At 42.5% G+C, this 24,278-nt stretch carries 22 protein-coding genes and 3 pseudogenes; all 25 read left to right on the plus strand.

The window, feature by feature from the left end:
- The first annotated feature begins 28 nt into the window (after positions 1-28).
- Complete coding sequence (locus tag HBH39_RS01660; protein ID WP_167675014.1) at positions 29-910, plus strand: biogenesis protein MshI; 882 nt, start codon at positions 29-31, stop codon at positions 908-910.
- Positions 907-1,518 (plus strand): fimbrial assembly protein, encoded by a 612-nt coding sequence (locus HBH39_RS01665; RefSeq protein ID WP_167675016.1) that lies wholly within the window; start codon positions 907-909, stop codon positions 1,516-1,518. Before HBH39_RS01660 ends, HBH39_RS01665 begins: the two co-directional genes overlap by 4 nt.
- A complete protein-coding gene (locus tag HBH39_RS01670; RefSeq protein ID WP_167675018.1) occupies positions 1,518-2,174 on the plus strand; it encodes an MSHA biogenesis protein MshJ in 657 nt (218 codons plus the stop codon). The genes HBH39_RS01665 and HBH39_RS01670 overlap by 1 nt, the downstream gene beginning before the upstream one ends.
- The gene (locus HBH39_RS01675) at positions 2,155-2,475 is read left to right on the plus strand and encodes an MSHA biogenesis protein MshK (protein ID WP_167675019.1); all 321 of its coding nucleotides are present in this window, start codon (positions 2,155-2,157) and stop codon (positions 2,473-2,475) included. The genes HBH39_RS01670 and HBH39_RS01675 overlap by 20 nt, the downstream gene beginning before the upstream one ends.
- Positions 2,476-2,488: 13 nt before the next feature.
- Positions 2,489-4,161: pseudogene (gene mshL / locus HBH39_RS01680) on the plus strand (pilus (MSHA type) biogenesis protein MshL).
- A 24-nt stretch (positions 4,162-4,185) separates the two neighbouring features.
- Entirely contained in the window at positions 4,186-5,142 is a 957-nt protein-coding gene (locus HBH39_RS01685; protein ID WP_167675021.1) for an ExeA family protein, read from the plus strand.
- Positions 5,139-6,374, plus strand: a complete 1,236-nt coding sequence (locus HBH39_RS01690) for a tetratricopeptide repeat protein (RefSeq protein ID WP_167675023.1) — start codon at positions 5,139-5,141, stop codon at positions 6,372-6,374. Before HBH39_RS01685 ends, HBH39_RS01690 begins: the two co-directional genes overlap by 4 nt.
- Positions 6,371-8,131: a GspE/PulE family protein gene (locus tag HBH39_RS01695; RefSeq protein ID WP_167675025.1), complete on the plus strand. Its 1,761-nt coding sequence runs from the start codon at positions 6,371-6,373 to the stop codon at positions 8,129-8,131. Before HBH39_RS01690 ends, HBH39_RS01695 begins: the two co-directional genes overlap by 4 nt.
- A gap of 4 nt (positions 8,132-8,135) precedes the next feature.
- Positions 8,136-9,350 (plus strand): type II secretion system F family protein, encoded by a 1,215-nt coding sequence (locus tag HBH39_RS01700; RefSeq protein ID WP_167675027.1) that lies wholly within the window; start codon positions 8,136-8,138, stop codon positions 9,348-9,350.
- 33 nt (positions 9,351-9,383) lie between these two features.
- Positions 9,384-9,986, plus strand: coding sequence for a hypothetical protein (locus HBH39_RS01705; protein WP_167675029.1), 603 nt, complete (start codon positions 9,384-9,386; stop codon positions 9,984-9,986).
- Positions 9,987-10,115: 129 nt separating this feature from the next.
- Entirely contained in the window at positions 10,116-10,721 is a 606-nt protein-coding gene (locus tag HBH39_RS01710) for a prepilin-type N-terminal cleavage/methylation domain-containing protein (RefSeq protein WP_167675031.1), read from the plus strand.
- Between the two features lie 53 nt (positions 10,722-10,774).
- Positions 10,775-11,287 (plus strand): prepilin-type N-terminal cleavage/methylation domain-containing protein, encoded by a 513-nt coding sequence (locus HBH39_RS01715; protein WP_167675033.1) that lies wholly within the window; start codon positions 10,775-10,777, stop codon positions 11,285-11,287.
- A 138-nt stretch (positions 11,288-11,425) separates the two neighbouring features.
- Positions 11,426-11,530 (plus strand): annotated as a pseudogene (locus HBH39_RS20080) (prepilin-type N-terminal cleavage/methylation domain-containing protein); the annotation flags it as partial.
- A 207-nt stretch (positions 11,531-11,737) separates the two neighbouring features.
- Positions 11,738-12,250, plus strand: coding sequence for a type II secretion system protein (locus tag HBH39_RS01725; RefSeq protein WP_167675035.1), 513 nt, complete (start codon positions 11,738-11,740; stop codon positions 12,248-12,250).
- A gap of 126 nt (positions 12,251-12,376) precedes the next feature.
- Positions 12,377-12,901 carry a type II secretion system protein gene (locus HBH39_RS01730; RefSeq protein WP_167675037.1) on the plus strand — a complete coding sequence of 175 codons (525 nt, stop codon included), beginning with the start codon at positions 12,377-12,379 and terminating at the stop codon, positions 12,899-12,901.
- Positions 12,902-13,273: 372 nt separating this feature from the next.
- Positions 13,274-13,779 (plus strand): annotated as a pseudogene (locus HBH39_RS01735) (type II secretion system protein).
- Between the two features lie 194 nt (positions 13,780-13,973).
- Positions 13,974-14,462 (plus strand): prepilin-type N-terminal cleavage/methylation domain-containing protein, encoded by a 489-nt coding sequence (locus HBH39_RS01740; RefSeq protein WP_167675039.1) that lies wholly within the window; start codon positions 13,974-13,976, stop codon positions 14,460-14,462.
- Entirely contained in the window at positions 14,452-14,979 is a 528-nt protein-coding gene (locus HBH39_RS01745) for a type II secretion system protein (RefSeq protein ID WP_167675041.1), read from the plus strand. The genes HBH39_RS01740 and HBH39_RS01745 overlap by 11 nt, the downstream gene beginning before the upstream one ends.
- On the plus strand, positions 14,979-15,812 hold the full coding sequence (locus HBH39_RS01750) for a PilW family protein (RefSeq protein WP_167675043.1): 834 nt from the start codon (positions 14,979-14,981) through the stop codon (positions 15,810-15,812). The genes HBH39_RS01745 and HBH39_RS01750 overlap by 1 nt, the downstream gene beginning before the upstream one ends.
- Positions 15,802-16,248, plus strand: a complete 447-nt coding sequence (locus tag HBH39_RS01755) for an MSHA biogenesis protein MshP (protein ID WP_167675045.1) — start codon at positions 15,802-15,804, stop codon at positions 16,246-16,248. The genes HBH39_RS01750 and HBH39_RS01755 overlap by 11 nt, the downstream gene beginning before the upstream one ends.
- 145 nt (positions 16,249-16,393) lie before the next feature.
- The gene (locus tag HBH39_RS01760) at positions 16,394-20,866 is read left to right on the plus strand and encodes a DUF6701 domain-containing protein (protein ID WP_167675047.1); all 4,473 of its coding nucleotides are present in this window, start codon (positions 16,394-16,396) and stop codon (positions 20,864-20,866) included.
- Between the two features lie 191 nt (positions 20,867-21,057).
- A complete protein-coding gene (locus HBH39_RS01765) occupies positions 21,058-22,107 on the plus strand; it encodes a rod shape-determining protein (RefSeq protein WP_167675049.1) in 1,050 nt (349 codons plus the stop codon).
- Positions 22,108-22,188: 81 nt separating this feature from the next.
- Positions 22,189-23,094, plus strand: a complete 906-nt coding sequence (mreC, locus tag HBH39_RS01770) for a rod shape-determining protein MreC (RefSeq protein ID WP_167675051.1) — start codon at positions 22,189-22,191, stop codon at positions 23,092-23,094.
- Entirely contained in the window at positions 23,091-23,582 is a 492-nt protein-coding gene (mreD, locus tag HBH39_RS01775) for a rod shape-determining protein MreD (RefSeq protein ID WP_167675053.1), read from the plus strand. The genes mreC and mreD overlap by 4 nt, the downstream gene beginning before the upstream one ends.
- Positions 23,583-23,627: 45 nt before the next feature.
- Complete coding sequence (locus HBH39_RS01780; protein WP_167675055.1) at positions 23,628-24,206, plus strand: Maf family protein; 579 nt, start codon at positions 23,628-23,630, stop codon at positions 24,204-24,206.
- Positions 24,207-24,278: the final 72 nt, after the last annotated feature.

The following is a 24,278-nucleotide window of genomic DNA, read 5'->3' on the forward strand; positions in this document are numbered from 1 at the left end:
ATCACTAAGTATGTGAATAGGCTTTTAAATGAAGAATGGATTTTTAGGTAAATTAGCTTTTTGGCGTTCCGCGACTCGATCAGGTGAGTTAGGGGTGTTCATTGGCACTGCAAGCCTATGGGTATTTCAGCCTGCGACCGATACCAAAGCAGAATCTTTTGCTTCATTTGATGTAAATAGTAAAAATTGGTCAGTGGTATTTGAAACCATTAAAAATCATTACGGCACGGCCAAACTGCAGATAGTGTTATCGACGGCATATTATCAATTGCTGCAAGCCGATAAGCCAACCGTCGATGAAAACGAAATTAGCCAAGCACTGATTTGGTCAGTTAAAGATATGGTGTCTGAACCCATCAGTAATATCCATCTTGATTATTTTGAATCTCCTATAGGTACTAACAACAAACTTAATGTCGTCATTGCGGCTCGCGATAAATTAGTTGCCTTGGCCGAAAACTGTATTCAAAGTGGTTTTGAGATTTCTGGTATCTCCATCGAAGAACTAGCACTGAGTCACTTATATTCGGCAGATAATATGGCGCACATGATAGTGACTCATATGCCAGAGCAAGAACTCTTACTCACAGTGGTCAAGTCTGGTGATTTATTAATGCAACGTCGAGTGCGAGGTTTTACTCAACTTGATAAGGCGAAAAAGGAAGACTTAAGTTATGGCATTGCCGATAACCTTAGCTTAGAAATTCAGCGTTCAATGGATTATTTTGAAAGCCAACTTCGCCAAGCTCCTGTATCAGCGATTAATTTATTGGTTGAGGGTGAATCACAGGCGCTTGCTGAGTTAGTTGCTGTTAACTTTAACCAAACGGTGACAGCCATTGAGCATCAGAGTGTGCCTGCCTATTTAGCCAAGCTAGCCTACAGTGAATTACCAAGAGGTGAGGCGTGAATAAAACCAGAGTAAACCTATTTTCAGCAAGCTTATTACCACCAAAGCAACGACTTACTTTTACTCATTTAGTTGCTGCTGTGGTTGCTGTTGTTGGGTTAAGTGTGCTGTTGTATGGTTTTTCTTGGTATCAGGTCAATCAGCTAAAACAGCAACATCGTCAAGCAAGTCAGGCAAAAGAGCAGCAATCTCAACTCAAGGAACAGCTTGAGATTCAGATAGCGCAAAGAATGCCCAATAGTGAGCTAGTGGCTCAAGTTGAATTACAAGCGCAACGACTTGAATTGAAAAAATTATTAAAAGATGAGTTAGCACACCGCACGGCGCTCATTAGCCAAGGTTACTCACCAATTTTGACTGATTTGGCTGCCGTCTCTGACGGTTCTGTTTGGTTAAGCCGTATTTACTTCAACCAACAACATATTGAGTTCGAAGGCTTTGGCCAACAGCCCTATAGCATTCCGTTATGGATTGATCGTTTAAAAACCGCAGACACCTTAAAGGGTTTTGCTTTCGCAGCGATGACCATGGATAGAGGTGAAGATCAGCCTCTTGCATTCAAATTAACCAGTACCCCAGCCCTTAGTGCTGCTAAGGGGATAAAATAATGGCTCAGCAATGGCAAGAATTAGGTTCTAAATTTAACGGATTGAGCCAGCGTGAACGCGTATTAGTTGCCGCCGCAACCTTGATATTACTTGGTTTTATTGCATTTTTACCCCTTGAATCTATATGGAACGAGCAAAGTAAACTGACCAAGCAAGTACAAGGTTTGCAACAAGAGAGCAATATCTTAGAGCAACAAATTGCGCTTTATCAGCAAAGGCTAACCTTAGATCCCGATGCAGATTATCAACAAAGATTAACCTTACTCAATCAGCAAATGGCTGATGTTGATGCTGAACTGGCTTTGCAAATGGTTGATATGGTACCGGCAGATTATATGCCAACGGTACTGGCACAACTCTTATCTAAGGGGAAAGGGATTAAGCTGCTGTCGTTTGCATCTATTCCCCCTGTTGCTTTATTGCAGGTTGGCGAAGAAGACAAGATGAACCTTTATAGCCATGGGATTAAGCTTACGATTGAAGGTGATTACTTTTCAGTGCTCAACTTTGTTCAAGCCGTTGAAACCATGCCAGATAAGCTTTATTGGAAGCGTTTAGATTATCAAGTTATACAACATCCTAAAGCCAGTGTGGAATTGGAGTTGTATACATTAAGCATAAATAAGGACTTTATCAGTGTTGCCAAACAAGATTAATCCTTACCTCACCAGCAGTGTGTTATCACTGATATTGGTTGCTAGCGTGCACGCCCAGAGTTTGCGCGATCCTACGTTGCCAAGCCAAGGCTTTCAGCGTGCGGCAATGGTAAATGACCAACAAGGCTTAGTACTTAACAGCGTGGTCAATGGGGCTCACTCCTACGCAGTGATTAACAATAAAATTATGAAGGTGGGGGACAATGTCCAAGGTGTGCGAATTGTCGCTATTGGCAAAAGTCACGTCAGCTTGTCTGATGGTAGAAAACTTCAGCTATTCCAGTCGATAACAGAGAGATAGGACAATAATTAAAATGAAAGCAATCAATTACATTACTCCTCTGTTGGCATTAAGTTTAATGGCATGTCAGACGACAAATCGTCCAGAACCGAGCGCATCAAGATCGGCACTTGATGAATCACTTGCTCAAGCCAATACACCGAAAGCGGTGACACCTCCGCCAGCGCAAATGCCTGCTGATGTACAACGTGAGTTAAATAGCCAAAATAACGCAAGAATGATGGCGCAATTGCCAGCTGAACGTCGTTTTGATGTATCTGCAAATGATGTGGATGCCAAGGTGTTTTTTGCGTCATTAGTGCAAGGTACCCCGCTGAGTGTCGCAGTGCACCCTGATGTAGAAGGTCGTATTTCGTTATCGCTCAAAGGAGTCACGTTAAACGAGGCCATCAAGGTTGTAGAAGATATTTTTGGTTATGAAGTAAGTCGTGATGGACGTATTTTGCGTATTTTCCCTGCAGGTATGCGTACCGAAACCTTCTCGCTAAATTATTTATACATGGAGCGTGAAGGATTATCTTTAACGTCAGTCAGTTCAGGCCGTATTTCTGATAACAACAATAACTCCAATGGCAGTAATGGCAACAACGGTAATAGCTCAAATAATAACAGCAGCAATAACACCAGCGGTAGTAATAGCAACAATAATGGTGATAACACTAACGGCACCTTTATTCGCTCAAAAACTAAAACCGATTTTTGGGGGAATTACAAGAAACCTTAACATCCATTATTGGTGAAACTGGTGGCGGCCGGCAGGTGGTGGTAACACCGCAAGCAGGACTTGTTACCATTCGTGCCCTGCCAAATGAATTACGTCAAGTGCGTGATTTCCTCAATACTGCGGAAACGCATTTACAGCGCCAAGTTATTTTAGAAGCCAAAATTATTGAAGTAACCTTATCCGACGGGTATCAGCAAGGTATCCAGTGGGAAAGAATGCTAGGGCAACCCACTGATAGCACCAGTATCGACTTTGGCACCTCGCCAGGACAAGGATTAAGTAATGCCATTACTAGTGTGATTGGTGGTGTCACGACAATCAATGTGCAAGGTAAAGACTTTGCAACCATGATCAGTTTGTTAGATACCCAAGGTGATGTGGACGTGCTATCAAGCCCACGTGTTACCGCATCTAACAACCAAAAAGCCGTGATTAAAGTTGGTAACGATGAGTATTTTGTGACTAACGTGTCATCCACAACGGTAGCTGGTACTACGCCTGTGACCACACCTGAAGTTGAATTAACACCGTTTTTCTCGGGTATTGCGCTAGACGTAACGCCACAAATTGATGAAGAAGGCAACGTATTGCTTCATGTGCATCCATCGGTGATCGATGTTCAAGAGCAAACTAAGTTAATTAAAATCAGCGATTCCACCCTTGAGTTGCCCTTGGCGCAAAGCGAAATTCGCGAGTCTGATACTGTCATTAAAGCCGTATCAGGAGATGTGGTGGTTATTGGTGGTTTGATGAAAAGTGATAATGTTGAAATTGTTTCAAAAGTGCCGCTACTCGGAAGCATCCCATTTATTGGTGAAGCCTTTACCAACCGTAGTCGCTCGAAAACTAAAACCGAATTGATAATCTTGCTAAAGCCAACGGTAGTGGGTGCAGACACCTGGAAAAATGAGCTTAAACGCTCGCAAGATTTAATTGACGGTTGGTATCCATCTCAACAGTAAAATATTGCTGAGAGAGCAAAAAATATGTATTTGCCGCATTTTGGACTAACGCAGCTGCCGTTTACTTTGACACCTAACACTGGATTTTTTTTCGGTTTAGAGCCTCATGTCGAAGCATTACAAGTGCTGCAAATGGCCCTAGAAACTGGCGAAGGTTTTATTAAGGTCACTGGTGAAGTTGGCACAGGTAAAACCTTAGTCTGTCGTAAATTATTAAATGATTTACCGTCACAGTTTCAATGCGCATATATTCCTAACCCCTATTTGACGCCTGCAGAATTACGTTGGGCTGTTGCCGCTGATTTAGGTATTGAAATCAATGAGTCACTCGACCAACAGCAATTAACCCGTTTAATTTATGAAAGATTATTAGATTTAAATGAGCGGGGCTATCAGGTGGTACTGGTGATTGATGAAGCCCAAGCTTTACCCGATGAGAGTCTAGAGGCGTTACGCCTCTTTACTAATTTAGAAACTGAAAGCCGAAAATTATTACAAGTGGTTCTGTTTGGCCAGCAAGAGTTAGACGAAAGACTGAACCAAGTAAAACTTCGCCAGCTAAGGCAACGCATTACCTTTAGTTATCATTTAAGACCATTAAATTGGGATGAAGTACAGGCTTACATGAATCATCGCTTAAAGGTTGCAGGGGCACAAACTGATCCCATTTTTGCTGAGAAAGAATCTAAACTTATCGCCACCGCAGCCAGAGGGATCCCAAGGTTAGTAAACATTCTGGCCCATAAAAGTTTATTGCTGTGTTATGGCGAAGGCCTAAAACGGGTTAGCGCAACTCATTGCAAACAAGCAATAGATGATACCGAGGATGCCAGCAAGCCAGATTTATCGGTTATGAATGTTAAACCTAAAGCAGGAATGATTGTTTTAGTTGGTTTGGTTATTACTATTATTGTTGGGCTTAATTTCAGTTCAGCGGCATGTTGCAGCAACTGGTTTGCACGTATAGGTGAGCTGTTATGAGCGTGATAAATAAAATGCTGCAAGACTTAGAAAAGCGCCAACAGTCAGATAGTGCTGACAATAAAGTTGAGCCTGCCAGCTTTGTTCGGCCTGAACTGCAATTTACTACCAAGGCAAAACCGCCTACAAAATCCCGCTTACCTTGGGTATTGGCCGCGCTAGTTGTGCTTATGGTTTGGTTGGGATACAGCTTGTTTGAACAAGCTCAAAATATTCAACCTGTCAGTAAAGTCACGACGGTTAAACAGCCTACAGTAGATGAAACCAACATTGATCCAGTTAAAGCCGATGCACCCAATGCCAATAGTCAGACCAATCAAAGTCAAACTATTGCAAATACGAGTGTTGAAACAACTGTTCTGGTAGATGGGGCGGTTAACGAGGTGCAAGTAACAGATAAACAGGTGAGCGACGAACAGCTTACCGACATCGCCTTGGCAGATGCCCCTTCACCAGTTAAGGCACCAGCAATTGCAAGTGCTGAGTCAGTTTCATTGGCCTCAACTAGGCAAGACCATCCAGAGCAAACACTTGAAAAAGTAGTAAGTTCAGAATCAATTGATAACCCTGCGCCAGTTGCAGCAGTCACAGTAATTCAGCCTAAGCAAGCTGCACAGCCAGCAAACATGACAGTCACTGAAGTTAACATGACTAAACCCCAATTAGCCCAAGCACAATATCAAAAGGCGCAAGTGGCAGAAGGGGCTCAGCGCTTAAAAGAGGCCTCTAGTTTATATTTAAACGCCATCATTTTAGACCCCAGTTTGCATGCTGCTCGCAAGCAGTTAGTGATGATTTACTTTGGCCAAAATAACACCAATACTGCGATTCGATTACTTGAAAGTGGTATTAGCATGTTCCCAGCTTATTGGGAGTTTTATTTAATGAAAGCCAATATTGAAAAATCATTGCAAGAATATCAAGACGCATTAATGACACTTAGCTTCATTGAAGATAAGCAACCCTTCGCTAAAGATAAATGGATCGCCCAAAGTGAGATAGCCCAGCAAGTTGGTCAGTTTGCTATTGCAGAAAAAGCATACCGATCTTTATTAACACTCGAGTCGACGCAACCTCGTTGGTGGATGGGGTTAGGTTATGCGCTAGACTCACAACAACAATATGCTCAAGCCGCCCTCGCTTACCGCTCAGCGTTGCAGTATCCCGGGTTATCGGATACTGCTATTACCTTTATTGAGCAAAGATTAGTTCAACTAGGAGAAAGCCAATGAAACCTAAATTAAAGATGCGTTTAGGTGATCTTTTAGTTCAGGAACATATTATTTCTGATGTGCAGTTGCAGCAGGCGCTGTCAGAGCAGCGCAATACCGGTAAAAAGTTAGGCCGAACATTAATCGACCTAAATTGCATTACAGAAACTCAGTTACTGCAGTTTTTATCCCAGCAGCTTAACTTACCGTTTTTAGATATTAGTCGTCGTCCGATTACTCCTGAAGTGGTCAACCTATTATCAGAAGTGCAAGCTCGTCGTCATCGAGCATTAGTGGTCGAAAGCCATAGCGATCATGTGTTGGTTGCAATGAGCGATCCCGCCGATTTACAAGCCATCGATACCATAGAAACCCTTGTGGCGCCAAAACGGTTAGAAATTGCTGTCGCACCAGAGCAGCAATTGCTTGATGCTTTTGACAACTTATATCGCCGTACAGATCAAATTGCTCAGATTGCCGGAAAATTAGAAGAAGAATACGCCGCTGACGATATGTTCGACTTGGCCAATTTGACCCAAGGCGACAGTGATAATGAAACCACTGTGGTTAAATTATTGCAGTCTATTTTTGAAGATGCGGTACAAATGCGTGCATCTGATATTCACATTGAGCCCGGTGAAAAGGTATTGCGTATTCGTCAGCGTGTGGATGGCCAATTACATGAAAACACATTGAATGAAGTTAATATTGCATCGGCGCTAGTATTGCGTTTGAAGCTGATGGCGGGCTTGGATATTTCTGAAAAACGTATGCCGCAAGATGGGCGTTTTCATATGGAAATTAAAGGCCATAAAATAGATGTGCGTATGTCTACCATGCCGATTTATCATGGTGAGTCAGTGGTGATGCGTTTGTTAGATCAAACCGCAGGCCTACGTACCTTAGATGAAACCGGTATGCCCCCGCATATCGTTGCCCGCATTCGTAAACAAATTAAACGTCCACATGGCATGTTGCTGGTAACAGGGCCAACAGGTAGCGGTAAAACCACCACCCTTTATGGTATTTTGAGCGAGTTAAACACCGCCGACCGTAAAATTATTACCGTTGAAGACCCTGTAGAATATCAATTACCACGCATTAATCAGGTACAAGTTAACCATAAAATTGGTCTAAACTTTTCTAACGTACTGCGTACCACGTTACGACAAGATCCCGACATCATCATGGTGGGCGAAATGCGTGACCAAGAAACCGTTGAAATTGGTTTAAGGGGTGCATTAACGGGTCACTTTGTATTATCTACCTTGCATACTAATGATGCGGTCACCAGTGCCCTGCGTTTATTAGACATGGGCGCAGCCAGTTATCTTGTGGCAAGTGCATTACGGGTGATCATTGCCCAGCGACTAGTGCGCCGTGTTTGTCATAATTGCAGTGTTGATTATCAGTTAACCGCAGCAGACAGTAGCTGGCTTAAAAGTGTTTCTAAGCATGATTTTAGTCAAGCGACATTTAAAGTCGGCACGGGCTGCCAAAGCTGTAATGGTTCAGGCTATCGTGGACGGATTGGTATTTTTGAAATTTTAGAATTAGATGAAAATATGATTGATGCGATGCGCACAGGTAACCCACAAGATTTTGCGCGTGCTGCGGTAAAAAGCCCTAATTTTGTACCATTAGCTCACTCTGCCATGGAGTATTTATTTAAGGGCACAACAACCATTGAGGAAGTGGCTAAACTAGTAGAAGACGTGTCTGAGTCCGTAGTGCCACTTTCACAAGATGTGGTCAGCCAAAATACGCTAGAGATGTAATCATATGCCTATTTATCAATATCGAGGTCGAAATGCGCAAGGGCAGCCAGTGTCGGCGCAGCTTGAGTCAGCCAACGAAAGCGCTGCCGCAGATACCTTGATGTCGCGCGGCATCATTCCGTTAGAATTAAGGGAAGTTAAACCCCGCAAAGACTTCAATCTAGGGCAATTATTTAGCAGTAAAGTGTCACTCGAAGAGTTGCAAATTTTTACTCGGCAAATGTATTCGCTAACCCGTTCAGGCATTCCTATTTTGCGGGCAATTGCAGGATTATCTGAAACCACTCATTCAGTCAGAATGAAACAAGCTTTAGATGATATTTCTACTCAGCTTACCTCTGGTCGACCGCTATCTTCAGCTATGAATCAGCACCAAGATGTATTTGATTCCTTGTTTGTGTCTATGGTGCATGTTGGTGAAAACACAGGTAAGTTAGAAGATGCCTTTATTCAGCTATCTGGTTACATTGAACGTGAACAAGAGACTCGTCGCCGAATCAAATCGGCGATGCGTTATCCCATTTTTGTGTTAATTGCCATCGCCCTTGCCATGGTCATTTTAAACATTGCGGTTATCCCTAAATTTGCTGACATGTTCTCCCGCTTTGGTGCTGAACTGCCGTGGGCGACAAAATTATTAATTGCGACCTCTAATCTATTTGTTAACTTTTGGCCGCATATGTTGGTTGGCTTACTTGGCGTATTTATTGGCGTTCGGTATTGGCATCAAAGTGAAAAAGGTGAAAAGCAATGGGATAAATGGAAGTTACATATTCCTGCCGTTGGTTCAATTATTGAGCGCTCAACCTTATCACGATACTGTCGTAGTTTTTCGATGATGCTTAGCGCTGGCGTGCCAATGACACAAGCACTTAGCTTGGTTGCCGATGCCGTCGATAACGCTTATATGCACGATAAAATTGTGAATATGCGTCATGGTATTGAGTCTGGTGAATCAATGCTTAGGGTGTCTAATAGCAGCAAATTGTTTACACCTTTGGTTTTGCAAATGGTGGCAGTCGGTGAAGAAACCGGCCAAATTGATCAGCTATTAACTGATGCCGCTGATTTTTATGAGGGAGAGGTTGATTACGATTTGAAAAACCTCACCGCTAAGCTAGAGCCTATCTTGATAGGCTTTGTGGCGGGTATCGTATTAATTTTAGCTTTAGGCATTTATCTGCCAATGTGGGATATGCTCAATGTTGTTAAAGGATAAAGGCAACATGAATATCAATGGACAGTGCGGGTTATGTTAAGACAGCAAAAAGCCGATGATGATTTATTAAAAGTCTATGGTCGCATACTTGCTTTGGTGGTACTGCTGTTGGTGCTAGGTGTTTTAGGGTTCCGTCACTTCAACACTGTTCCTACCCTTGTAGGCCAAAGCTTTGCGATGGAGCACAACCGACTACTAAATATTTTAGCCATGGTGAAAAGCCAATGGTTATCCACCGGCAGGCCAGACAAAATATTACTTAATTGGCAAAGTATGGCACCAAATGTGCTTAAAACTTTAGATGAAGATATCAAAGCCAATAAAAAATCAAATGTGGGTGAAAGCGATACAAATAATGCGGTTAACTTGTCGCGAGACTTTGACAGTCAGCTAGCTACAGGTAATTGGATTAGCTTATCTAAGCAAGGCTGGCCAGTTTTAGAAACCCTAGATGTAAAGGGGTGTGAGCGATTGTGGTATCAATTACTTGTCAGCCCGCTTAAGCAAGTAAATGTGAGTTACGATGCTGAAATTGGCGTGTGTCGATTCATTGCGCCAGACTCTACAACAATTAGTTATCAAACAACGTCGGGTAGAGTCATTTTTTTGGCAAACACTCACAATTTAAGTAATTAATATTTTTGCAATATCCATTAAGCTGCTAATATTAGTGAAAATCTTGTTAACATTTGTATGGCAATGTAAGCTTGGTTGTAAGGCTAATTTCAGCAATAAGTTATTGGGCAATTTAAGAGTATGCAACTTATGAAATTGAGACAAAGTGGTTTTTCGTTAATCGAGCTGGTCATTGTGATAGTGATCCTCGGTTTACTTGCGGCAACAGCTATCCCACGTTTTTTAAATGTGACCGAAGAAGCTGAAAATGCCAGTGTTGATGGGGTTTCTGGGGGATTATCGACCGCAGTAAGCTTTGTACGTGCACAATGGGAAGTTGACGGTCGTCGTAATAGCTCTGTTATTTTAGATGGTACCCCAGTTTCACTCGACACTCGTTTTGGCTTCCCTACTGGAGAAACTAATCTGGATGTCACCACGATGACAGATGCGACTTGCCAAGAAGTATTTAATACCGTACTGCAAAGTGCGCCTCGCAATGTACTATATACAGAAGATGCTAGAAAACAGCGTTATACCGTTAGAGTGCTTGACGGTGTTGGTGGTGACGCATTAAGCATTACTGGGGCAACCGTTACGGGTATCGATTTGTGTGTTTACCACCAAGTCGCGTCATTGAGTTTGAACCAAACCACAGGTATTGCTAATCCTATACCAGCTTTAGATACCGCTGGGGCAAATGGCATTACCTACAACCCAGGCACAGGGCAAGTGCTCTCTTTTACTAACGACTAATTCAATGATTGGTTAATTAATTAAGTTTTAAATTTAATATCCGAGGTCTGACAATGAAAAAACAACAAGGTTTTACACTAATTGAATTAGTTGTAGTGATTATTATTCTAGGTATTTTAGCGGTAACCGCAGCACCTAAGTTTATTAATTTACAAGGTGATGCGCGCGTATCTGCGTTATCGGGTATGAAAGCGGCAATTCAGGGTGCTAACACATTAGTTTATTCTAAAGCGGCATTAGCTGGAGAAGAGAAAAAAGCTGCTACTGCTACCCCTGCACCTTCTGTGGATATTGGCACAGGAACGCCAGCGGTGACTCAGTTTGGTTACTTGCAAGCGCTTCAAGCAGAGTTAGAGAATGCAATGGATGTTTCTTTTAATGTAGCAACAGCAGTTAATGACCCAACCACAACTGGCACTGAAGACTGGACTATTTTTGTGGACGCTGGTGTGGCTACTATTTGGCAAGCTGGTGCTCCAGCAACTTGCACATTGGTATATACGCAAGCAGGATCTGCCACAACGCTTCCAACTTATGTTGCAGAAACGGATCCAGATAACTGTTAATTAAAAAATAATTTAAAAAGCCTGCTTTATGCAGGTTTTTTATTTTTGCTATATTGTATTGACGTTAAGTAAATGTAAACTCGGTTGTAAGGATAATTTCAGCAATAAGTTATTGGGCAATTTAAGAGTATGCAACTTATGAAATTGAGACAAAGTGGTTTTTCGTTAATCGAACTGGTCATTGTAATAGTGATCCTCGGTTTACTTGCAGCAACAGCTATCCCACGTTTTTTTTATGTGACCTAAGAAGCTGAAAATGCCAGTGTTGGTGGTGATCATTAAGCTTGAACCAAACCACTGGTATTGCTAATCCAGTACCAGCTTTAGATACCGCTGGGGAAAATGGCATTACCTACAACCCAGGCACAGGGCAAGTGCTCTCTTTTAATAACGACTAATTCAATGATTGGTTAATTAATAAGTTTTAAATTTAATATCCGAGGTCTGACAATGAAAAAACAACAAGGTTTTACACTAATTGAATTAGTTGTGGTGATTATTATTCTAGGTATTTTAGCGGTAACCGCAGCACCTAAATTTATCAATTTACAAGGTGATGCGCGCGTATCTGCATTAGCGGGTATGAAAGCGGCAATTCAGGGTGCTAACACATTAGTTTATTCTAAAGCTGCGATAGCTGGAGAAGAAAAAAAAGCTGCTACTGCTACCCCTGCGCCTTCTGTGGATATTGGCACAGGAACGCCAGCGGTGACTCAATTTGGTTACCTGCAAGCAAATCAGGCACAGTTAGAGAATGCAATGGATGTGAAATTTAATACTGTAACAGATTTGGCCGTTAATCCTACTGGGACTGAGGATTGGAATATCTTTGTGGGTACATCAGGTGTAGTAACTATATGGCAATCCGGCGCTCCAACAACTTGTTTCCTGTCTTATAAACAGGCTGAATCTTCGTCAATTCTTCCAACTTATGTCGCAGAAACGGATCCCGATGACTGTTAATTAATTTTTTTTCTAAAAGCCTGCTTCATGCAGGTTTTTTTATGTTTGCTATATTGTAATGACATTAAGTAAATTCTACTTTTAATGATGTAAAGAGTAGCTGGTCGAATTAATAGGGTGGTATTTATGAAAGCTCAACAAGGCTTTACCTTAATTGAATTGGTTGTGGTGATAATTATTTTAGGGATTCTGGCCGTTACTGCTGCCCCCAAATTTATTAACCTTCAAGGCGATGCAAGAGTGTCTGCACTAGCAGGAATGCAGGCTGCACTGAAAGGTGCTAATTCTCTAGTTTATTCTAAGGCGGCAATCGCAGGTAAAGAAAAAGCTGCTACAGAAACGGTAGATATTGGTGCTGCAAATGATGTAAACATTGAGTTTGGATATATAAGTGCAGACATTCAATCTTTGGTTGATGCCTTGGGGGCTGAATTTGATGATTTTAATAATCAGACTGGCAATGGAGATTGGCTTATTGTGCAGTTTGGAACAATACAAGGATCAGCAGCTTCTGTTGCAATTTGGCAGCGAGGTGCCCCTTCCCCATTTGACGGAGAGCCAACTGACTCTTGTGTATTGATTTACAAAAGTGCATCAGAAGAGGGTAAACTACCCTCCTATGACATAGAGACAGACCCAAGTAAATGTTAATAATCATTAGCCAGTCACCTTCACCTAAGCCTGCATCTTGCAGGTTTTTTCGTAATTAAGCCCTTATCTGCCACTATTTACAAATAACCTTAGCTAGAAGCTCAGAACAGCTAATTTGTAGCAAACATGATGTTGTTAAATATCTGTTTTAAATATGATTGATACAAACTGATACCGAGTTATGCAAGACAGAAAATTGACTAAGTGAGATAATTGACGCCCTTGTTAGGTAAAGGTTGTTTATTTAACAAATCTCGCCGTTAAGGATTAACGCGAGAACATTGCTTAGCCACTTACCTTGCTTTACTAAAATGCAGCAAGTTTGGAAAAAAGCATCCATATTTTATATTGTCGTATCTATAGGTCGTATTTATGCAAAAACAACAAGGTTTCACCTTAATCGAATTAGTTGTGGTGATTATTATTCTAGGTATTTTAGCGGTTACCGCAGCGCCTAAATTTATCAATTTACAAGGCGATGCACGTGTATCAACCTTGCAAGGTGTAAAGGGGCTATTCAGGGTGCGAATAGCTTGGTGTACTCTAAAGCGTCATTGGCAGGTAAAGAAAAAGATGCTTCAGAGACAGCCAATATTGGTATCGGTGATGGTGCTGCAACTCCGAGTACATCAGTTGCCGTTGTCTATGGTTACTTAGCTGGCACAAGTGCTGCTATTTTGCATGCTACAGATTTATCTGCTGATGAATGGAATATAACGGATACTGGTGGTGTGGTAACTATTCAGCAAAAAGGTGCACCAGCAACGTGTAATATTAAGTATAATCAAGCGACCGCAACAAGTGTGTCGACTTTCACTTCAGATGCACTAGATGAAAATGATGCTCCATTACCTTTTCCAACAGCCGCTAATTGCTAAGCGGTAATTTAATGATAAAAACCTGCATTTGCAGGTTTTTTTATTCTTAATGACAAGCTTGGCTTGTAGCAGCACAAACTGGCCATTATTTCAGTAGACTTTCAAAGGATATTTGTTAAAGGATATCAAGACGTTTGTGATATATTTTGCCATACTCTAATAAGATTTTATTGCCAAAGGCATCAATACTCTAGATGAAAAGCTGTCACTCAACCCAAATGCAAAATGGGTTTTCGTTAGTAGAACTTGTGACCACCATTTTACTGATTGGTATTTTGGCGGTAACAGTGTTGCCGCGGCTTTTTTCTGATTCAAGTTATAGTGCCTATGCGTTACGCAATGAGTTTATTGCCGAGCTACGCCAAGGCCAGTTACGCGCCTTAAATAATACCGACCGTTGCTATGATATTAATGTGACTGTTGCGGGTTATCAGTTGCGGCATTACTCTGCACGTAATGGTAATGCCTGTAGTGGCACGCTGCTGCGAACCGAGCTATTACAAGAGTTTCAAGGTGGTGCTTATGTGAGTTTGCTTGCTGGAGGTAGTCAAAACTTTACCGTGACCTTTGATAGTTTAGGGCGCTTATTGCAGCCAATTTGCAGTGGAGCGTGTTTTAATATTATTGCCGATGACACCCTAGTGGTTGCCGTTGAGTCAGAGGGCTATATTCATGCCATGTAAGCTTTTAACTCAACCTAGCTGCAAAATAAAGGGCTTTACCTTGATTGAGCTGGTGGTTGGCATGATGGTTATTAGTATTGCAATCGTCATGTTAACCTCAATGTTTTTTCCCCAAGCTAATCGTGCGGTTGAGTCGCTACATCGTGTGCGTTCTGCTGAGCTTGCGCACTCAGTGATGAATGAAATTTGGGGTAAACGTTATGATCAAAATACTAATCCTAATGGCGGCGTACCTGCATGTAATAGTCCGTTAGGCTTGCCTTGCTCAACTGCATTAGGTCCTAATGGTGAAAGCCGTGACAATTTTAATGATGTTGATGATTATCATGGTCTGGGCATTAATGATTTGATGTTCAACTCCACTCAAACCTATGCCTCGGTATATCCTAATTTTGACTTAGAAGTGACGGTAGAATACCTCGATGTCACCACTAAGGCGGCCAAGCTCATTACTGTTAACGTCACCACTCCAAGTAGCGAAGTGATCACTTACCAAGCGGTAAGGAGTAACTACTAATGGCTGCATTATTTCATCGCAAGCGCAAAGGTTTCACTTTAGTTGAAATGGTCACCGTTATTCTAATCCTTGGGATTGTAGTGGTGGGTGTTAGCAGTTTTGTGATTTTTGGGACCCGTATTTTTGTTGAGTCGAGTGCAGTCGATCAGGTGCTCAGCCAAAGCCGATTTGGGGTTGAACGCATCACCCGAGATATTCGTGGCGCCTTACCTAATTCCGCAAGATTATCCACTGCCATTGATGGTAGTTATCAATGTATTGAATTTGTGCCTATTGCATCCAGTACCAGTTATATTCAGGCGCCAGTAGCGCCGGATCCTGTGGACACTCGAGCAAGTGTGATTAAAACCAATCAAGATGTCATCGCAGGACAGTGGGCTTTTGTTTATCCGCTCACCGCAGCAGAAATTTATAATCCAATTGGTACAACCGCTAAACGCTTTGTTATTGCTGCTGTAGATGTGGTGGGCGATCAAGTGAATGTAGATTTTAGCCCAGCAATCCGATTTACTGAGCAGTCGCCTTTGAAGCGAATGTTTTTTGCTGAGCAGCCGATTAGTTATTGTTTTGAAAAAACTGTTGATGGCAGTTCAGTCGATTTAAAACGTTATGCCAATTATGGTTATCAGGTAAGCCAGCCCACTCCCGCAACTATGGGGAATGGGGTATTAATGGCGCAAAATGTAGTGAATAACTTATTGATTGAACCAGCCATAACGTTAACACCATCAAGTTTGATCACCAATGCGATGATCCATATTGAACCTCGATTCAGGGTGAATGGTGAAACCTTTAAATATCAGCATCAAGTGCAGGTGATCAATGTCCCTTAATACAGTGCACTTTCGTCAGCAGCGCGGCAGCGCATTAGTTATTGGTATATTCGTACTGATAGTCATGTTTTTACTGGCGGCCAGTTTATTACGCATTGTGGAAGATGGTGATGAAGCCATTTCGATGGAAGTGTGGGGGGCAAGGGCATTGAATAGTGCTAATAGTGGCGCAGATGCGGCATTAGCCCAGTTATTTCCGCTTAATGGCAGTGTGGGAAATTGCACTAATGTAAGTAGCAGTTGGACGCCACCTGATACGGTTGGGTTTCATGGCTGCAGTGTTGCTATTAGTTGTAACTCAGCATCCGTAGGCGGCGTGATTCAGTTTAGAATAAACAGCAATGCGGTATGTGAAACCGGTGCTTGTGGCGCGGATGGCAGCACCAATTGTTTGCGAGTGAACCGACAAGTTGAGGTAGAAGCGCGTGGTGATTAATGTTGTTAAAAAGTGCTCCTTATTATTTATACGAATCTTCAGTATTTTGTTATTTGTGTGCATGCCAATATATAGCGCCAATGCTGATTGGAGTTCTACTTTTATTGAAGGAGTTAATAATTATAGTCCCTCAGGGACTATTTCGTTGAATACCGCCACAATTACGAATGCGCCAATTAATGGCCAACTTCCGACTTATAACTATATTCAAAATGGTGATAGTAAATTTAAAGGTTGTATTTCTACAAATGAGGCTGCTAAAAACTGTAAAGAAGGTAGATATGTCTCAATTCTACCAGCAGATAGAATTGAGTTTTCACAATGTGAGTCATCTAGTTCTATCAATGTAAAGCCCCTTTGGGAAGAGACCTCTACAATTGTTACTGATGGAGAATACAAAGATATTGAACTTGATTTTGGGTCTACTCATACAATCGAGTTCACTTCTGATAATACTTCAGGAGTCTATAAGATAAAAAGTTTAAATATTGGTTCAGGAAAAATCAAATTGGCTGCAGGGCAGTATTGGATCGAAACTTTATTTTTAAAACATGGTGTAGAGCTTATCTTTCCCGATACAGGAATAGTGAGTTTTTTTGTTAAAAATGATTATACTCATTTTAACTTAAGTTTGATTGATAATGCAGATCGCTTCCTTTTATATAACTACGGCAACTTTACTTTAAATGATGGGGCAAAGTTAACAGGTCATGTTGTATCTGAGAATAAGGCTGTTATCTCAAGTAGTGCGAATTTAATAGGGGCTCTGACAGGTAAGAATATTTTTTTAGAAGGTAATTCAAATGTAACTTTTTCAAATTCCGCTGCCAATATTAATGTTGTACCTAATTGCGATACTTCACCAAAGCCTGTCACGCCTTTCCATATTCAATACGGTAAAGCCACTTCAACCAATGTTGTATTTGATGCTCCGTTTCCAACAGGCTCCAATCCGTTGATCTTTATAATGCCAACGATTTCGCAAACCAATACTAACAGCGATGGTCCTGCATCTGCTTTTGTGGTGCCAAACAGTGTGAGTAAAAGCGGCTTTAGTTGGCAGCAGCAAGAACCGCCTTCCCCAACAAACCGTTATCTTGCCTCAAACACTATGCCAGAGGTGCATTGGATTGCCGTCACAGAGGGGACTCATGATCTGCCAAATGGTTCACAACTTATTGCTGGTGCGGTGGATTATAGTCAGGCGTTGTTTGGTTCAAACTCCCCTTACATATCCGTGACCTTGCCTGCAAGTCAAAACGTTGTTTTAAATCAACTGCAAACTCGCAATAATAATTGTTGGTTTACCAGCACATCGCAGTTTACTTCAACAGGCATTCAATTTGCGTTAGATACTTCGGAGGTCAGAAGTAGTAATAATCGCTGCCAACCGGGGAATTTAGCCAATGGTTCAATTCAAAATGAGACCATCGCTTATTTGTCTGTCGCAGCAGGCAGTGGGCCTATGGTGTTAAATGGCGAAAATACTAATTTTCATTTTGGTAATGCTCAAACCTTTGATTCTGATGGAACATTAGATCTAAGCAGCCAGTGTAATTTTACCACGCCCTTAACAGGCTTTAGTAATGCACCTGTTTTAGTGGCAGGCAAAACCAGTCGCCGTGGTGATGATGGTGGTTGGTTGCGCCGATGCCAATTGTCCAAAGACCGCGTGAGCATGGTGGTTGATGAAGATACCTACGGCAACTCAGAGAGAAGACATTTTCGGGAAAACTATAGCTTTGTCGCCATTGAAAAAGCGGACAGAGTGTTAACTTGTTTTGCTGATAACTTTGATCGCACTAATGTTGGTGATAATTGGATTGCTGCCAGATCAAGTGGCCAGTTTACGCCTTCGATAGTGGCGAATCGCTTGAAATTGACTGAGGCTAAAAATAATCAGGCAACATCAGTAACTTATCAGCGTCTATTCCCTGCTGAAAATAACTTTGTTGAGATAGAGTTCGACCACTTTGCTTATGGTGGGAATGGTATAGGTGCTGATGGTATTGCATTTGTGCTGTCGGATGCATCTTTAACACCTCAACCTGGTGCTTTTGGGGGGCCTTTGGGTTATGGAGTTAAACCGGGGATTAATGGATTTGCTGGCGGTTGGTTAGGTTTTGGTATTGATGAATATGGTAACTATTCTGTTGAAGGTGGACCTGATGGACCTGGCCGTCGTCCTCAATCTGTTGCGATAAGAGGCTCTGGATCTGGCAGTGATGGTTATCGTTATTTAAAAGGGGCTTGTAACAATGGTACCGATAATACCAATAGTTGCCTTTCACCAACTATTGATAAAAATAACTCAGGTTCAGTTCATCGTTATCGCATTACCATTGACTCTAAAGTTGTAGGTCAATCTTGGGTAAAAGTTGAGCGTAATACCGGGGCTGGGTTTATTGATATTATTCCATCATTTGATGCTGCGGCAATTACATCTCAAGTAGCAATCCCTAAAGACTTTCTTTTATCGTTTACAGGATCTACAGGAGGATTAAATAATAATCATGAAATCGATAACATTGAAATCTGTGCTTTAGATTCAACCCCTGTGGGTGTGGTGATTGATCATTTCGAGTTTGACCATACTGGTTCAGGCTTAACTTGTAGCGCAGAAACCTTAACCCTCAAAGCTTGCGCTAATGCAGATTGTAGTCAGACAGTGCCCGATTTTATTACTGCTACCTTAAGCCCTGCCACTGTGACAGGCGGTGGTGGCTGGGTGGGAGGTAACACAGTGAGCTTCAGTGGTGGATCAACAACTGTTGATTTACGCCGTAATACCCCAGGTGCGGTTACTGTTGATGTCATTGGTTCAACTCCAGGCGCCAAGCCGTTTAGTACTACCTTGTGTCGTATTGCAGGGGGAGCTGCGAGCAAAGCTAACTGTACCTTAACTTTTGCTGATAGCGGTTTTGTCTTTGATGTGCCAGATAAACTGGCGAATAAACCACAAACCGATGTGGTGGTTAGCGCTGTGCGCAAAGATGATAACAGTCAGCAATGTGTACCAAGTTTTGCTAATGTCAGCAAAAATGTCGCCTTTTGGAGTTCATACGTCAATCCAGTTTCTTCGGCAATGATTAATCCTCAATCGATGACAGTTAACGCAACCCCAATAGGGCGGTCTATCGCGGCAGCAACGACGATCCCCTTGGCTTTTAATGCTCAAGGTCAAGCCAATATTAGTGTTAATTATCCTGATGCAGGCCAATTACAGCTAGATGCACAATATACCGGCACGGGGGATGAGCAGGGCTTAGTCATGCAAGGTAATGATCAATTTGTTAGCTTCCCTGTAGGGTTATGTGTTACCCCAAAAGATAGCAATGGCTTATGTGCAGCGGGTAACAGTAGTTGTAATGTGTACAAAAAAGCGGGTGAATCCTTTGATTTACTCATTCAAGGTAAAGCATGGCAAGCCGATGGCGACAGTAATTATTGCGACAACAGCAATACGCCAAATTATGTCCATGGAGGAATGACTCTTGGAAGTAATCTTGTTGCGCCTTCGGCCAGTGCAGGTGGTGTGCAAGGGGTGATATCTAATACCAGCTATAACCATGTGGCACAGACGACCAACACCAATACGGTGTCGCAATCCATTAGCGAAGTTGGGGTGTTTACCTTTAGCGCTAAAGCGCCAACAACATATTTAGGGTCAAGCTTTTATAATATTCCTTTAGCACGCTCCGCTAACATTGGGCGTTTTGTGCCAGACCGATTTGTGGTTAGTGATGTAAGTGTTATTCCTGCATGTGGATCATTTAGCTATATGGATCAAGCTTTTCCTATGGCAATGAAGCTTTCAGCATATAACCTCTTTACCAGCGTAACTCAAAACTATTTTGATGGTTTTGCTAAAGGTAGCGCTAGTTTAGTGGGTGAAAATAATAATGACGGGGTTGATCTAAGCACTCGCTTATCGAGCTTGCCAGTTAGCTCGGGATCATGGGTAGCAGGGGTCGCTACTGTGGATGCAAATTATCGAGCCAATTTCTCGCGCATCGCCGCCCCTAGCGTTGATGGTCCATTTGAACAGTTAAGCATTGGTGTGCAGGTTTTTGACAATGATGGTAATTTTGCTGGCGTTGCCAATCCTGATATGCGCTCTGATACAGCGGGTGATTGCACGGCATCATCCGGGTGCAATGCAAAAAGAATCACTATTCAAGATGTTCGCCACGGCAGAGTGATGATGGATAACACCTATGGTCCTGAAAACGAAATCTTACGTATGCCGACATTTGCCCAATATTGGGATGGTAGTAGCTGGGTTGTTAATCCAAATGATAATTGTACCGTGGTAGCAGCGGCATTAGATGGCAGTGAAGTTTACACACCTGCTAAAACCATGAGTCAAACTGTGATCCGTAGCAATGGCGGCAATCAAATAGCATCAGGGAAAATGTTGCTACTTTGGCAAAATACAGGGACGAATAATTATCGAGGCCAAGTGAATGCACCCCTGGGTGTCGATACATGGTTACAATGGTATTGGAACTACGACACTAGCATGCCTAACTTGTTAGTGAATCCACAAGGTAGTGCTTTTTTTGGTCGATATCGCGGCCATGATAGAGTGATTTATTGGCAAGAGGTTCGCCAATAGCGTTTCCTAAATGTTGTTTAAAAGATATTCGGTCAGTGCTTAACTGGCCGTTTTTGTTTTTTATGTAACCTTTTTGCAAAAATATCGTCAGATTAGCAATTGTTAACCCTCTCGGTCTTGTGGAACTGGGGAGTGATTGATAAAGTTAGCTGATTTTTCTTTTTCTGATACTTTCCTAACAGGCCTGATAAATGTTCAAAAAGCTGCGTGGCATTTTTTCTAATGACTTATCTATTGATTTAGGTACGGCAAATACTCTTATTTATGTTCGCGATGAAGGCATCGTGCTTAACGAGCCCTCAGTGGTAGCTATTCGTGGTGAACGCAGTGGCAGCGGTCAAAAATCAGTTGCAGCGGTGGGTACCGATGCAAAACAAATGCTAGGACGTACACCGGGTAATATTCAAGCCATTCGTCCGATGAAAGATGGTGTGATTGCAGACTTTTATGTCACTGAAAAAATGTTACAGCACTTTATCAAGCAAGTGCATAACAATAGCTTTTTCCGTCCTAGCCCACGGGTATTAGTGTGTGTGCCTGTTGGCGCCACTCAAGTTGAGCGTCGTGCGATTCGTGAATCAGCAATGGGTGCAGGCGCGCGTGAAGTTTATTTAATCGAAGAGCCTATGGCTGCTGCGATTGGTGCTGGATTACCCGTATCTGAGGCAACTGGTTCAATGGTTGTTGATATTGGTGGCGGTACGACAGAAGTGGCGATTATCTCGCTCAATGGCGTGGTTTACTCATCTTCGGTTCGTATTGGTGGTGACAAGTTTGATGATGCGATTATCAACTATGTGCGCCGCAACTACGGTAGCTTAATTGGTGAAGCGACAGCTGAGCGTATCAAGCACACTATTGGCACTGCTTATCCAGGCGATGAAGTACTTGAAATTGAAGTGCGTGGTCGTAACCTTGCTGAAGGTGTGCCAAGAAGCTTTACCTTAAACAGCAATGAAATTTTAGAAGCATTACAAGAGCCTTTATCAGGCATTGTTAGTGCGGTAATGGTGGCTCTTGAGCAATCTCCACCTGAATTAGCATCAGATATTTCTGAGCGCGGCATGGTGTTAACCGGCGGCGGCGCGTTACTACGTGACCTAGACCGTTTATTAATGCAAGAAACCGGGATCCCAGTGATGGTTGCTGACGACCCATTAACTTGTGTTGCTCGTGGCGGTGGTAAAGCATTAGAAATGATTGATATGCATGGTGGTGATTTGTTCTCTGAAGAGAACTAAATCATCTTCATTAGGCGGTGAAGTTTGCTAGCTCTTGGCCTTTGGCAATTGAGACTATCAGGCTTCGCCGCGTAATTTTTTATGAAACCAATTTTTGTACGTGGAATATCCCATCAATTTCGTTTAACACTGGCAATTATATTGTCGGTGGTATTGTTTATTGCTAACGATCGCCTTGAACCTGTGCGTCAATCACTCTCTTCACTGTTAAGTCCTTTACAATATTTAGCCAATGTCCCGGGTGTGATGCTGGACAAAGCAGCTGAAGCATTGGCGACTCGTAATATGCTCGCTGCGCAAAATAAAGTGTTAATGAATCAACAGCTATTAATGTCTGAGCGCTTGCAGCGGTTTGAGCACTTACGCCAAGAAAACGTGCGTTTGCGGGCGTTACTCGGCTCGCCTGTGCATATGGACTCTCGCAAAGTTGTTGCTGAAGTCATGGAGGTGTCCAGTGATCCCTACCGTCAACTTGTGGTATTAAACCATGGGGCGCGCACAGGGGTATATGTAGGCCAACCAGTGGTGGATGCCAAAGGGGTGGTCGGCCAAGTGGTTGAGGTAAACGAGCTAACGAGTCGAGTGTTATTAGTGTCAGATGCCAGTCATGGGATCCCTGTGCGTGTAACGCGTAATGATGTTCGCGCCATAGCCAATGGCACCGGCGATATTGATGCAATAGAGCTAAGGCATGTCGCCAAAAGTACCGATATTATAGCCGGTGATTTATTAGTGACCTCAGGTTTAGGCGATCGTTTCCCTGAGGGCTATCCCGTGGCCCGAGTCATGTCAGTATCAAGGGATGATGGGCAAAGTTATGCGGTGATTAGTGCGCAGCCATTAGCTGCATTAGACCGTATTCGTTATGTATTATTGATTTGGCCAGATGAGCCTGACGATACAGAATTTGTCCCCATTGAAGGTCTGTCTAGTGAGCCGATTGGATCGGATGCTGCATCTCCAATCAGTGACGAGGAAATCCAATGAGTTCGCATGTTGCCAATGGCCGACTAGTGGTTTGGATTACCCTATTTACGGCGATGATGTTTCAAATTATGCCATTGCCAAAAATTGTAGATGCTTGGCGGCCTGACTGGCTATTGATGGTCATGATCTATTGGGCGATGGCATTGCCACATAGATACAGTATTTTAACGGCTTGGCTGCTTGGCGTGCTGCTTGATGTCATGCTTGGGGCAACCTTAGGTATTCGGGCATTAGCATTTTCATTAGTGATCTACATTGTGGTATTGCAGTTTCAGCAATTGCGCAACTTTACCCGCTGGCAGCAAAGCATTTTAGTTGCTTGTTTTATTTGTATTTATCATCTAGTTATCTATTGGGTTGAATATGTTGTTGCAGGCGCTTCGCCTTTTAATTCAGACATGTTTTTACCCGCAATATCAAGTATTGCGATTTGGTGGTGGGTGTTTTGGGTGCTGCGAAATATTCGCCGCCGATACAAAGTTAGGTAGGCCGCAATTTCGTTATCGGTTAAACAATTATTATAGGCATTGTTCATGACTTGGGTTTTAGCTTCAACTTCACCTCGACGTAAACAGTTATTTGCGCAAGCCGGTTTTGCAACTGCAGGTTTTGAGTTTGAACAAGTGGCACCAGATATTGATGAAACGCCATTAACCAATGAGGACGCAGCAGATTATGTGGTGCGTTTAGCGTTAGAAAAAGCCCAAGCAGGTTTAGCATTATCTCAGGCTTTTAGTCACCCTAAAGTGTTGGGCTCTGATACCTCGGTCGTATTAAATGGTGTTATTTTGGGTAAACCACAAGATGCACAAGATGCGATGCGTATTTTACGTCAGTTATCAGGAAACACTCACCAAGTAATGACTGCGGTCGCAATAACAGATGGTCATCAATCTTTCACGCGTTTATGTATTACCGATGTGACATTTTGTGCGTTAACTGATGCCGATATTTCGGCTTATATTGCCACTCAAGAACCCTTGGACAAAGCTGGTGCTTATGGGATTCAGGCAATTGGTGGCTGTTTTGTTGAATCAATTCAAGGCAGTTACTCAGCGGTTGTCGGCTTACCTCTAGTTCAAACGCGACAGTTAATGCAATTATTCGAATAAATGAATTTTAAAATTATCATGCCATTTAGTGAGTAACACTTCACTCAAGTGGGTGAAACCTTATATACAGGT

This window comes from Shewanella aestuarii (assembly GCF_011765625.1).
Taxonomy (GTDB): domain Bacteria; phylum Pseudomonadota; class Gammaproteobacteria; order Enterobacterales; family Shewanellaceae; genus Shewanella; species Shewanella aestuarii_A.